Source organism: Paenibacillus sp. JSM ZJ436 (assembly GCF_044383795.1).
Lineage (GTDB): Bacteria > Bacillota > Bacilli > Paenibacillales > Paenibacillaceae > Paenibacillus_AQ > Paenibacillus_AQ algicola.
This window is the reverse complement of record NZ_JBISEO010000001.1, coordinates 75364-88001: the sequence shown is the minus strand read 5'-3', so window position 1 is coordinate 88001 and position 12638 is coordinate 75364. Positions and strand designations below refer to the sequence as shown.

The window sequence follows — 12638 nt, the reverse complement described above, 5'->3', positions numbered from 1 at the left end:
GATGATATCCGTTACCAATCATGGCCCAGATCGGCCGCTTGAGGCTGCTTGATAGCAGTGAATAAGGGTGGTACCACGAAATAACTCTCGTCCCTTACTACGGAAGTAGTATGGAGATTGGGGGTTTTTTAATATTACAATCTCTTTGCCGCATCACCGCGTCCCCTTAACTATGGGTGTAATGGACTGTATTTACATACAGACCTTATTCTATATTGAATTCCAGCAAAAGTGTTCAAGGAGGAAGAGAAACCATGTTTAAAGTTTTGGTATCGGATCCGATCAGTGATCTGGGTATTCAGCAGCTGATGGATGCAGCCGATGTGCAGGTAGACAAAAATACCGGGCTCAGTGAAGACGAGCTTACTGCCATTATCGGAGATTACGACGCATTGCTTGTACGAAGTCAGACCCGCGTGACTGAGAAAATTATGTCGGCGGGCTCCCGCCTCAAGGTGGTTGGCCGCGCAGGTGTTGGCGTGGACAACATTGATCTGGAAGCTGCTACGAAGCGCGGCATTGTCGTTATCAATGCCCCGGACGGAAACACGATTACGACTGCTGAGCATACCTTCGCCATGATGATTGCACTTGCCCGCCACATCCCGCAGGCTTATGCGAAGACGGTGTCCGGCACCTGGGACCGCAAATCATTCCTCGGCGTCGAGCTGCGCAACAAAACCTTGGGCGTAATGGGCATGGGACGGATCGGGAGTGAAGTTGCCCGACGTGCCAAGGCTTTCGGTATGAGCATTCTTGCTTATGATCCATTCCTGACTGAAGAACGCGCGGAGAAGCTGGAAGTGACGCTCTCTTCCGTGGAGAACATTATCCGGAACGCGGACTTTATTACGGTTCATACTCCGCTCACTCCAGAGACCCGTCACATGATCAGCAGACCGCAATTCGAAATTATGAAAAAGGGCATGCGCATCGTGAACTGTGCCCGCGGCGGCATTATTGATGAGCTGGCGCTCGTGGAAGCAATTGATGAAGGGATCGTTGCCGGTGCGGCGTTTGACGTATTCGAGCTTGAGCCTCCAGCAGCGGATCATCCGTTCCTGAGCCATCCGAAAGTCATCGTGACCCCTCATCTGGGCGCATCCACGATTGAAGCTCAGGAAAATGTAGCCATTGACGTATCGGAGCAAGTACTGCACATCCTGCGGAACGAGCCGTTCAAGAACGCCGTCAACTTCCCGCTGGTTGCTGCGAATGTGATGAACAAGCTGCAGCCTTACTTCCCGCTGGGCGAGAAGCTTGGCAGTGCTGCTGCTCAAATCTCGACTCAAGCCATCCAGGAAATTCACGTCGATTATGCCGGCGAGCTGGCTGAGGTGGATACCCAGGCACTGACTCGCTATATCGTGAAGGGTGTTCTGGAGCGTCATCTGGGCAGTGAAGTAAACATTGTGAACGCGATGCATCTTGCGAAGAGCCGCGATCTGCATGTGGTTGTTTCACAGACTCCAAAGACCAAGGGCTTTACGAATCTCGTGACCGTTACCCTCAAGACTCAAAACGGCGGAGAGCATCTTGTAGCCGGCACCCTGCTGCACGGGTACGGTGAACGTATTGTGCGTCTGGACAAGTTTCCGGTCGATATTGCACCACAAGGTCACCAGATCCTGATCTCCCACAACGATAAGCCAGGCATCATTGGCCGCGTTGGAACCCTGCTGGGTGAGAACGATGTTAACATCGCCTCCATGCAGGTAGGACGTAAAGTTATTGGCGGCGAAGCGATTATGTTCCTCACCGTGGACAAGGACGTTCCTAAAGAAGTGCTGGTGAAGCTGACTGGCCTCAGCGACCTGAACACCGCTCAAGAAATCGTGCTTTCCTAATTCCTGGCTTCATGGCAAAATGTCCTGCGAAATCTTTCTTTCGCAGGACATTTTTTTGTATATAGCCTCTTCTATTGTTCCACGTTGAACAAGAATAACAGCGTCATTCAACAAAAAACACCCCCCTGCAGGAGGCGTCTTTGTCGGAAACTTGGAAATGAATGCAGGAAATATCAGGAACCGCGGTTGTCCATCAGGCTTATCAGTCCGGTATTACAAAGGTAAACCTTGTCCCCTCGCCTACGACACTATCCACTGTAATTTGTCCCTTGTGCACCTCTACGATGTTCTTTACGATGGCTAGACCAATCCCCGTACCGACGGTTTCTCCGCGTACACGGGCCTTGTCTGCCTTATAGAAGCGGTCAAATACAAAAGGTACATCAGCAGAAGGAATACCTACACCCTGATCAGACACTTCAAACTGAATGGCCGCCGCGCTGCCGGTCAGCGAGATCCGCTCCAGTGTAATGGATATCCCTTTGCCAGAGGGTGTGTGCCGGATTGCGTTATCCAGCAGGTTGGTCAGCACCTGCTCCAGCTTGTCCTCATCTGCAGCGTTCAGCAGCAGATTCTGACTGCGCTTGTAAAGCGTCAGCTCAATGTCCTGCTCCTTGGCACGAACCGCGAATTTCCGGGTTACCCGCTCACACAGCTCCCCGGCATCGACCTTCTGCAGGTCGAGCTCGGCATGACCCGCTTCCATCCGTGTCAGATCCAGCAGATCCTTCACCAGCCGCCCCATCCGTAAGGACTCTTCATGAATGACCTGGATGAGCTCACGGCTCTCTTCCGGTGAAGCTGCCATACCATCAAGCAGCGCTTCACTGTAGCCCTGCATCATCGACAGCGGGGTTCTAATCTCGTGTGACACGTTCGCAATGAAGTCGGTTCTCATCTTCTCCAGCTTCACCTGCTCCGTAATATCTCGCAGCACCGCAACCGCTCCGCGCTTGATATCATCCGAATACAGCGGCGCCATATGCGCCTCCCACACCCCCTGCTTGACATGCAGATCTGCCATCTGATCACGCCCCTCCCGCATCGTCTTGTTGAACAATGCAATCAGCGGCTCCGGCATCACCTCGGCGGCCCATCCGCCGCCCTCCAGATCCTTGTCCCATTTCAGGCCCTGCCAATTCTCCATCACCTGTCGTCCCGGTGGATTCGCAAGAATAACATCGCCATTATTATCAAATGTAATCACTGCATCGCTCATGCTGCGCAGTACGCTTGAAAGATGCTCTTTCTCATGGTTCAGGCTTCGGATTGTCGTCTCCAGCTCTGCCGCCATATGATTAAACGTATTCGCCAGTTCGCCGATTTCATCGCTGGTCACGAGCTTCAGACGCGTATCATAGCGTCCCCGCCGAATCGCGTTGGCAGCCTCAATCAGCTTCTGCATCGGCTGTGTAATCTTGGTAAGCAGGAACAGGCCGAAGAAGGTCGTCATCGCAAAGCCGATAATGGATACATACGTGAAGAGCCGCTTGATGTCTCCGGAGTTGGAAGAATTAAACACGGTATCGATATAAGGAAGAAGAAACAGTCCCAGCGTCAGAAGGACACAGGCTACAAGCAGTGTAATTGTAATCCACAGCTTGCCGACAAGGGTACGCCAGAATTTCACGTTATTTCGGAACCTCCAGCTTATATCCGACGCCCCAAACCGTCATAATCATGGAGGCCGCTTCCGGTGACATTTTGTTCAGCTTCTCACGCAGACGCTTGACGTGAGTATCTACCGTACGCAAATCGCCGAAAAACTCATAGTTCCATACGTCCTTCAACAGCTCTTCCCGGGAAAAGACCTTATCCGGAGAAGAAGCCAGGTAATGAAGCAGCTCATATTCCTTCGGAGTCAGGTTGATTTCGCGGCCGCCCGCGCTCACCCGGTGCGCATCATGCTCAATAACCAGGTTCGGAAATACGATACTGCTGCTGCTGGACGTGGATTCCTTGGACAAATAGGCCGTTGCAGAGGAACGCCGCAGGATTGCCTTCACTCTGTATATGACCTCACGGGGGCTGAAGGGCTTCACAACATAGTCATCTGCACCGACCTCAAAGCCCTGAACCCGATTAATCTCCTCGCCTTTGGCTGTCAGCATCAGAATCGGGGTAGATTTTACCTGTCGCACACGTGCACAGACCTCAACACCGTCCATACCCGGAAGCATGACATCAAGCAAAATCAAGCCATAGTCCTCCGAGGTTGCTTTCCGCAGAGCCGTCTCCCCGTCCTCGGCTTCCTCAATTTCATACCCCTCTTTTTCCAAATACATCTTCAAAAGACGTCGGATGCGCTCCTCATCATCCACAACCAATATCCGGTTTCCATGATCACTCATGAGCCACAACTCCTTCTTCGTCATATGGAAAATCAGAAGCAGCCCTGTAGCATTCGCTAAGAACCCTTCTGATTTGTTAACCACTTATTCTTTACTTGAATATTATTCCGTACCTGCGTAGGAATGCAGGCCTGCAATAATTAAGTTGACACCCACCAGCGTAAACATGACGACGATAAAACCGAGCACACTCAGCCAGGAGGAGTTCTTGCCCTGCCAGCCTCGAGACAGGCGAAGGTGGAGATAAATGCTGTAAAACAGCCAGGTAATCAGCGCCCACACTTCTTTCGGATCCCAGCCCCAGAATCGGCCCCAGGCAATTTCGGCCCAGATCATGGCGAAGATCAGACCTCCCAGGGTAAAGATCGGGAAGCCGATCGCGATAGCCCGGTAGCTGATCTCATCCAGATCATCCGGATCGAGCCGGTTTAATGCCGGCTGAATAAACCGGGCAATAGGTTTGCGCAGGAGAACGCGAATCAAAGCATATAATACCAAGCCGCTCAGGATAGACCATAGCACCGTATTCAGCTTGCGGGCCGCATTGATGCCCTCCATCCAGGACGGCGCCTGAAACAGCGGCTTGCTCATCCCCAAGAAGCTGTCGAAGGCGATAGTCTCACTGTTATAGGGTGATACGATCGGCGGCATATCATACTCCACCTGAACAGTCTGATCCTGCTGCAGCTTTTCATTCCATTGAACCTGGGAAAAGGAAGCCTCATATCCCGCCGCACGGAAGCTGTAGACAGATACCATAAATCCGATCATAACTACAATCAGGAACATACAAAATTCCAGCCAGCGCTGTTCTTTGCGATCTGATCGCTCGGCACTGCTGAAGTTTACTGTGCGAAGCAAGTGCATCAGACCTGCAATAAAGCCCACCGCGAAGAATGCATCTCCCAAGGAAGCCATGGTGACATGAATGCCAAGCCAGTAAGACTGCAGCGAAGGAATCAGCGGCTGTACCTCTTGAGGAAATACAGCTGCGTAAGCCATAATCAAAATCGTCAGCGGCAGTGCAAACAGGCCCAGCAGCGATTTCTTATAAAGCATGTATAGCACAATAAAGGCCACCATAATTGACATGGATAAAAAGGTCATAAATTCATACATATTGCTGACCGGCACATGGCCGGCCCAGATCCATCGGGTTATGAAATAGGTCAGGTGACCAATAAGACCCAGAACCGCGGTGTAAAAAGCTATTTTTCCCCACTTGGCCAAATGGACCTCAGGATCCCGCTTTCGAAAACGCTTGCCCATGACCGCAACCCCATAAAAGGTAAAGGCCAGGCAGTATAAGAAAAAAGCTGCGATAAAGGCATCACTGCTAAAATCTATTAATGTCATGCTTTGTTCCCCCCGTTATTTACCAATGACTTCTCATCTACGTCCAGATCCATCTCTTTAAGGACCGCAGCAATTTCTCTCCTCAAGCCGAACCAGTTCTTGTTCGTATGAGCGCCCAACGTCAATACGCCGTGATCCACCCGGAGCCAAATCCGCCGATGCTGAAAATAAAAGCCCAGCACCAGACCCAGCATGCCGATGCCTGCTCCAACCCACACAAACGGCATCGCCTTATCAATCCGAATGTTGAGATAGGTTGTCGATTCTGAAAGCTCGACATTCTTCATCGACGATACCTGAAGGTCAAATTTCAGCTCTCCCCCGCCCAGCTGCCTGTTCAGAGCATCCTGCTGAAAGCGTTCCTTATCAATCTGTTTCGGAAAGTAGAAATACTGGACTCCAGTCTCAGGCAGATCAGGACCCTCGATCAAGAACAAAAAGGCAGGCGCGTTCGGATTCGACGACATGTTGGCCGGCTTTCCATCCGCATTCAAGCCGAAATCCGTATAGAGATCCTTCACGGTCAGCGTATAGGGCCCGACCTTGTAAGCCTTCTCCGGATAGCTCATGTCCAGCTTGAACGTCCCATATTCTTCTCCGGTCACCGCGTCAGTCAGAGCTGGCGTCACCGAGATGAGAGTCGGCGTGAGATCGTAGTCAAATTGGTAGGCCTTCAAGCCTTCATAATTCAAGGGATGGTTGACTTCAATATTGTGACGCATGACTTCCTTCAGCTGAGGCTCCTCTCCAAGCTCACAGCCCGCAAGGCATTCATAAAGGATAGCCTTGGTTTCAAATTTCTCGGGCAGAATCTTGCCTTTGCCCTGAAATTCCTTCGGGAGATCCTCTTCACTGTAAAACTGCACCGAAAACCCGTCATTCTGCAAATAGTAGCTCGTATCCGGGATGAGCTTGGGCTGGCCTTCCGGAAACGCCATATGCGTGTCCATATGAAGACCCGGAAGTCCTCTAGCGAGCACAGCTAGCAGGAAGACGATCAAGCCGATATGAAGCACATAAGGACCCCACCGGCTGAAGCGCTGCTTCTCTGCAAGCAGTGTTGATCCGTCCGTGCGGACCCTGTATCCTTTTTTGCGGATTCTGGGGGCCACATGCTCCACCCACTGCACTCCGTCTCCATGAATGTCAGCTTCAAGACTCACACGCTGCCGCTTCAGGAAGGACAGATGCTTCGGAATCCGCTGACGGCTCAGTGCCTTGTACAGAGGCAGTACCCGATCCAGGCTGCAGATGACGAGCGAAGCCCCGATCAGAACCAGCAGCAGCACAAACCACCAGGACGTATATGTATGGGATAAACCGAGCAGATAATAAATATGGCCCAGCTGCCCATAGTTTTCTTGGTAATAAACAGACGCATCAATATTCAAAAAAGTGCTTTCCTGAGGATAGATCGAGCCCAGCATGGCACCGATGGTCGTGATCGTAATTAAATAGATCGCCACTTTCACCGAGGAGAAAAAATTCCATACGCGGTCAATAACCCCGGGGTTGTCCTTCTGCGAGCGTCTGGCGACGCCGTCATAACGCATCTCCAAAAGGTCCTGCGCCGCGGCTTCCTCGTTCAGCGGCTTGCCGCACGCCTCGCACAGCACGGTGCCGACCGGATTCTGATGGCCGCACTCGCATTTTGTATTCTGGATGCGGCTGTTACCTGTTTGCTCATTCATTTCGCATTCACCAACTGCCCGATCTGTTTATCCAGGGTGTCAATGTTCAGCTCTCCGATGGTAATGCGGTCAATCTTTCCATCCGGCGTCACAAAAAAAGTGGTCGGCATCGGCCCCACTCTAAAGCTTTCGACAGCCTTGCGGTCCGGATCCATGAGAATCGGAAATTCCACACCCATCTTGGCTGCAAAATTCTCGACCACCATGGGCTTCTCCCCCACATTAATGCCGACAATGACCACATCCTGGTCCTTCCATTTCAACCATTGCTCCTGCAGGGCGGGCATTTCCCGGACACAGGGCTCGCAGTAGGTCCCCCAGAAATTAATGACCCTCGCCTTGCCCTCCATCTCGTCCATCGTGTGGACGGCTCCGTCCGTTCCGAGCAGCTTATAGCCCGGCACGTCATCCCCAGCCTTGGGGGCACTATTCTTTCCTGTAACGACGGTCATTACAGCATAAACACCCAGCAGGACGATTGCCAGCAGGATGAAAACTTGTACCCATTTTTTCGTGTTACCTGTCATGCTGCAGCATCCTTTCTATGACAACCTTCATCATGAACTCCATAAGGTGTGAACATCCTATGAACATTATAACGAAGATTGTCAATAAAACAGGAAGCCAATTTGAAAATTATGTGTCAGGTTCTGCGCCGTGGAGGTCGTTTCCCCTCAGGCTTGCTGTTTTTGGCGGACATTGCCATCTGAACCAGCCTGTTAATCTCATCCGGTGTCAGGTGGCGATAGATGCCCCGCTTTAAATTTTGCAGCAGCAAATCTCCATAAGAGATACGCTTCAGCCGGATTACCGGATGGTTGATCGCCTCGAACATCCGGCGGACCTGTCGGTTACGTCCCTCATGAATCGTAATGGAAATGACGGCCTGCTTGTTGTCAGGATCGACATCCTTGTATTCCACTTCTGCCGGCGAGGTCATGCCGTCCTCCAGCATAATACCCTGACGAAGCTTGTCCAGCCCCTCCCCGTGGGGAACTCCCTTAACCGTTGCCAGATAAGTCTTCGGAACATGATACTTCGGATGGCTCAGCAAGTTCGCAAATTCGCCATCATTCGTAAGCAGCAAAAGCCCTTCCGTATCATAGTCCAGCCGTCCGATCGGATAGACGCGCTCACGCACGCCCTTCAAATAATCCGATACGATCTTACGGCCTTCCGGATCGGAAGCGCTGGTAATAACGCCTTTCGGTTTATTCAGCATGACATAGACTTTCTTCTCATTCTTGATCGGCTTTCCGGATACCGTAATTTCGTCCTGATCCGGGTCTGCTTTCGTGCCGAGTGCTGTCACGGTCTCACCGTTCACCTGCACCTTGCCGCCCAGAATAAGCTCTTCACACTTACGCCTGGAGGCTATCCCGGCCTGTGCCATGATTTTTTGTAATCTCTCCATGTTTGTTAGGTCACCTCATCCCTAATGATACCCACCTGCGGGATAAATCACAAGCGCATTCCATGGGAAATTGAACCCGGGACAGGTGTCGTGGTGCGGAAATAAATATAACGGAGAAATCTCATAGCGCCGGGACAGCTCAATAATGATTTTGCTGGCTTGAAACAGCTGCCTTTTTTGGTAGAAATCCATTAAGCTATATTCCAGATTAAAGTCACCCTCCAGACAGATATGAATATATTCGGGGTGCCGAAGTGACGGGGCAGCTTTTACCGACCCATCCCTCAAAATCATAAAATCCCAATCCTCCTCCTGATGATCTCGTTCCGTACAAGCCGTGTGGTGGATAATAAAGCCTTCGAAATTCATAGGAGCCCTCCATTTCCTCTGACATGCCACAGTATATGAGACAGAGGGTCAGGGCGTATGGATACTTGTCACTATGAAGTAATTAAAAAGCCTCCTTATCCGAAGACAAGCAGGCAAAAAAAGATGGCAGCAATAAATCCGATGACGTCCGAGAACAAGCCGACCTTCAAGGCATATCGGCCCTTTCGGATCCCGACCGCGCCAAAATATACAGTGAGTACATATAGCGTTGTATCCGTGCTGCCCTGAATGGTGGAGGCAATCCGGCCGATGATGGAGTCCGGCCCGTAGACATGGATCAGCTCGGTCGTATAGGCCAGGGAGCCCGTTCCGGTCAGCGGGCGAAGCAGACCCAATGGCATGATTTCCGGCGGTACGCCAAGACCCAGCAGAAACGGGCCCATCCAGGAGGTCATGGCCTCCAGCGCGCCGGAAGCGCGGAACACACTAATGGCCACCATCATACCGACAAGATGCGGGATGATGGATATGGCGGTCGAGAAGCCGTCCTTGGCACCATCCACGAAGGTTTCATAGACCGGTACCCTGCGGGCGAAAGCGAACAATGGGATAAAGGCAATCACGATCGGAATCATCCAGACAGAGATGAGATTCATCAGCTCTAGCACGGGGCGTCACCCTCTTTCGGGGTATGAGGCCAGGCCGGAGGCTTTTTCTTTTTCGATTGTGAGATGAGCCGATGCCTGCACCAGCGGTCAGCCATAATTGCCGCCAGCGTAGCGACCGCTGTCGCCATCAGCGTCGTGCCTACAATTTCAGAGGGGTTAGCGGAATGATAATTCATCCTTATCGCGATTAGCGTCGTCGGGATCAAGGTGATGCTCGCGGTGTTCAATGCCAGCAAGGTGCACATAGCCGGGGAGGCCTGCTCCTTGTCCGGATTCAGCTTCTGCAGCTCCTGCATGGCCTTGATTCCCATTGGTGTTGCCGCATTGCCGAGGCCAAACAGATTCGCGCTCATATTAGATAGAATGTAGCCGAAGGCTGGATGATTTTTCGGGATGTCAGGAAATAAATACCTTACTACCGGTCCCATTAACCGGGCGATCTTCGCCAGGAGGCCCGAATCCTCTGCCAGCCTCATTAATCCCAGCCAAAACACCATAATACTGATCAAGCCAAAGGATACGGTTACGCCAGTCTGAGCTCCATCGAAGACGGCTTTGGTAACGTCCTCGATGTTCCCGTTCACGGCGGAAAAGATAAATCCGATCAAGATCATTCCCATCCAGATGACATTTATCATCCTAGTCCCCCCTTTCGGACATGATCCTTCTTTAATCTCCCAAGAACTTGCGGAGCACAATCCCTGCAGACCTTAAGAAGCCTTGCTTCTCTGTTTGGTGCCAGGTTTCGCGTGCATGCTCCTCATTCTGCTGCTCTTTTGGTATCAAGCTGCCTTCTTCGTACACCGGCACCCGTCCGATCACTTCACCATGCAGCGACAGCTCGATATACCCTCTTCTCCCGAACGACAGATCCGGCTCCACCGCTTTGTGCAGGACGAGCTTGTTCTTGACAAGCGCCTGCTCTGCCGGTAGCAGTGCATAGGCAAAGCGGTTCCCGGCTTTCAGCGGCTGTCCTTGAACCGCTTGGCCCTCCTGAATCAGCTGATGCAGCTGAAAATGCTCAAAGCCGTAATCCAGCAGCTTGCCGTGATCATTCCAGTCATTCCCATCATTAAGGGTGACAACGGCCAGCTGCTGTCCATTTCTCGTGGCTGAGCTGACAAGGCAGCGTAATGCTTTTTTCGTATAGCCGGTCTTGACGCCGTCAGCACCTTCATACAGATGCAGCATTTTATTTTTGTTGCTCCACTTATAATCCCAGCTCTCATTCGGGTTGGGCGCCTTCTTGACCTCGGTCTTGACGATCTCGGCGAAATCGGGATTGTGCAGCGCGTAAGCCGTAAGCTTGGCCATATCATTAGCCGTTGAATAGTGCTCATCATGGTCGAGTCCATGTGGATTCATAAAATGGGACCCCGTCATCCCCAGCTCAGCCGCCTTCTCGTTCATAAGCAGCACGAAGCCCTCCTCTGAGCCGCCGACATGCTCTGCGATAGCCGTAGCTGCATCATTGCCTGACCTCAGCATTAACCCGTACAGCATATGCTCCAGCAGCATCTCCTCACCAAGCTTTAGAAATAATGAGGAGCCTTCTTTGCCGAAAGCATTCTTGCTCACCTTCACCTGGGATTTCAAATCTCCATGCTCAATCGCGACGATTGCCGTCATGATTTTGGTCAGACTGGCGACACGCATCCTTTTGTTGCCTTCTTTACTGTACAGCAGCCTGCCGGAGCTGACGTCAATCAGTGCTGCCGATTCCGCGTAATTACCCGGTGGAGATGGCATTGCGAGTTGCTGCTCTGCACGCTCGGCATGCACAGTCATAGCCAGACTGAACGGGAAAGGCAAGCCTGCAGGTCCGAGCAGGATCAGCACTCCGAGAAGCCATGTGGAAGCCAGTCTAAGCTGCAAGTTACGTTTTATTTTCATGGGAATCCTCCGCTAAAGTGATATGTTGTACAAGTATATGCGGGACAGGCTGCAGGTATGTCCTTATGCTCACCAAACACAAGAAAGAGGCTATCCCAAAAGATCTAGGGTCTTGCGGGATGGTCTCGTTTGTTGTTGCGAGCTGCTCCGCGTACGAAACGTTCCTCCCCTCGCTGCTGCCCGCAAAATTCTTTGAATGATTCTAGCAAGGGAGAAATTCGGGGGCAAAGGTGACCGCTACCGCTGGTCCGGAATCGTTTCGTCCTCTCCGCTGCTTCGTGCATGGATCAACTTTATCTGCACAATGATTTAGAAGACGACATTCCATGCAATCCCCTTGTTGCTCAAGAAGGCGGTAATAGACCAAAAATCAGAAATGGCGATGCAGGGATAACCTCCCCAACATCGCCATTTCTTCATTACTGGCTTAATTTTTCATAAAGAGAACTGTCTCGTCATTCAAAAAACTACTTTGGGGACAGCCCCTTCGCTGAAGCTGGGCTCTGCTTAATGGGAATGGCCGTTACCGTTCTGGGAGCCTGAAGCATCCTTCGCGGTTTCATTCCCCTGATTGCTGCTTTGGAACATGGACTGAATCTGCTCCAGCAGGTAAGGCGTCGAGTCAATTATACGCTCGAACAGATGCGTCTGGTTGTCCAGCGGAACGATGTGAACGCCATCCTTGCCGACTACGAGAAACGCAATCGGCCGGATCGATACGCCGCCGCCGCTGCCGCCGCCAAAAGGCAGTGTCGCCTTTCCGCCGTTCTGTGTCCCGCCGTTCGGTGAACCGTCGGCACTGGAATTATAATCACTGCCGCCTGCAGCGAAGCCGAAGGCAACCTTGCTGATCGGGAGAATTACCGTACCGTCCGGTGTATTGACTGGATCTCCGACAATGGTGTTCACATCGACCATTGCTTTAATATTTTCCATCGCGGTCTGCATCAAGCCTTGAATCGGGTGATCGGACATGATCATTACTCCTTTACGCTGTTTTGATATAGCCTTAAGTAGGTCCTGCTGTTTATCATCCCCTAAAGCAAACAGACTATGTAATGCCGATTCCTGCCGGCTCAAGGATGCTG

At 51.7% G+C, this 12638-nt stretch carries 12 protein-coding genes and 1 other annotated feature (1 of these 13 running past the window's edge); of the genes, 1 reads left to right on the top strand and 11 read right to left on the bottom strand.

What is annotated here, in order from left to right; translation table 11 throughout:
• Positions 1–98 (top strand) — a binding site (T-box leader) (it extends 129 nt beyond the left edge of the window).
• 156 nt (positions 99–254) lie between these two features.
• Positions 255–1847, top strand: a complete 1593-nt coding sequence (gene serA / locus ACH6EH_RS00475) for a phosphoglycerate dehydrogenase (protein ID WP_397330681.1) — start codon at positions 255–257, stop codon at positions 1845–1847.
• A gap of 202 nt (positions 1848–2049) precedes the next feature.
• On the opposite strand, the gene ACH6EH_RS00470 is transcribed toward serA, so the two are convergent.
• The 11 genes from ACH6EH_RS00470 to ytfJ all read right to left on the bottom strand — a co-directional run bounded on the left by ACH6EH_RS00470 (position 2050) and on the right by ytfJ (position 12525).
• Positions 2050–3477, bottom strand: a complete 1428-nt coding sequence (locus ACH6EH_RS00470; protein ID WP_397330680.1) for an ATP-binding protein — start codon at positions 3475–3477, stop codon at positions 2050–2052.
• Between the two features lies 1 nt (position 3478).
• Positions 3479–4198, bottom strand: coding sequence for a response regulator transcription factor (locus tag ACH6EH_RS00465; protein ID WP_138225541.1), 720 nt, complete (start codon positions 4196–4198; stop codon positions 3479–3481).
• Positions 4199–4300: 102 nt separating this feature from the next.
• Positions 4301–5554 carry a c-type cytochrome biogenesis protein CcsB gene (gene ccsB / locus ACH6EH_RS00460; protein ID WP_397330679.1) on the bottom strand — a complete coding sequence of 418 codons (1254 nt, stop codon included), beginning with the start codon at positions 5552–5554 and terminating at the stop codon, positions 4301–4303.
• Entirely contained in the window at positions 5551–7245 is a 1695-nt protein-coding gene (locus ACH6EH_RS00455) for a cytochrome c biogenesis ResB family protein (protein ID WP_397330678.1), read from the bottom strand. The genes ccsB and ACH6EH_RS00455 overlap by 4 nt, the downstream gene beginning before the upstream one ends.
• The gene (locus tag ACH6EH_RS00450) at positions 7242–7772 is read right to left on the bottom strand and encodes a redoxin domain-containing protein (RefSeq protein ID WP_397330677.1); all 531 of its coding nucleotides are present in this window, start codon (positions 7770–7772) and stop codon (positions 7242–7244) included. Before ACH6EH_RS00450 ends, ACH6EH_RS00455 begins: the two co-directional genes overlap by 4 nt.
• A gap of 116 nt (positions 7773–7888) precedes the next feature.
• A complete protein-coding gene (locus ACH6EH_RS00445) occupies positions 7889–8659 on the bottom strand; it encodes a pseudouridine synthase (protein WP_138225537.1) in 771 nt (256 codons plus the stop codon).
• 21 nt (positions 8660–8680) lie between these two features.
• Complete coding sequence (locus tag ACH6EH_RS00440) at positions 8681–9028, bottom strand: peptidoglycan recognition protein family protein (RefSeq protein WP_397330676.1); 348 nt, start codon at positions 9026–9028, stop codon at positions 8681–8683.
• Between the two features lie 95 nt (positions 9029–9123).
• The gene (locus tag ACH6EH_RS00435) at positions 9124–9645 is read right to left on the bottom strand and encodes a spore maturation protein (protein WP_397330933.1); all 522 of its coding nucleotides are present in this window, start codon (positions 9643–9645) and stop codon (positions 9124–9126) included.
• A 5-nt stretch (positions 9646–9650) separates the two neighbouring features.
• Positions 9651–10295: a nucleoside recognition domain-containing protein gene (locus ACH6EH_RS00430; RefSeq protein WP_397330675.1), complete on the bottom strand. Its 645-nt coding sequence runs from the start codon at positions 10293–10295 to the stop codon at positions 9651–9653.
• A 31-nt stretch (positions 10296–10326) separates the two neighbouring features.
• Positions 10327–11445: a D-alanyl-D-alanine carboxypeptidase family protein gene (locus ACH6EH_RS00425; protein ID WP_397330932.1), complete on the bottom strand. Its 1119-nt coding sequence runs from the start codon at positions 11443–11445 to the stop codon at positions 10327–10329.
• 612 nt (positions 11446–12057) lie between these two features.
• Complete coding sequence (ytfJ, locus tag ACH6EH_RS00420) at positions 12058–12525, bottom strand: GerW family sporulation protein (protein ID WP_397330674.1); 468 nt, start codon at positions 12523–12525, stop codon at positions 12058–12060.
• Between the last annotated feature and the right edge of the window lie 113 nt (positions 12526–12638).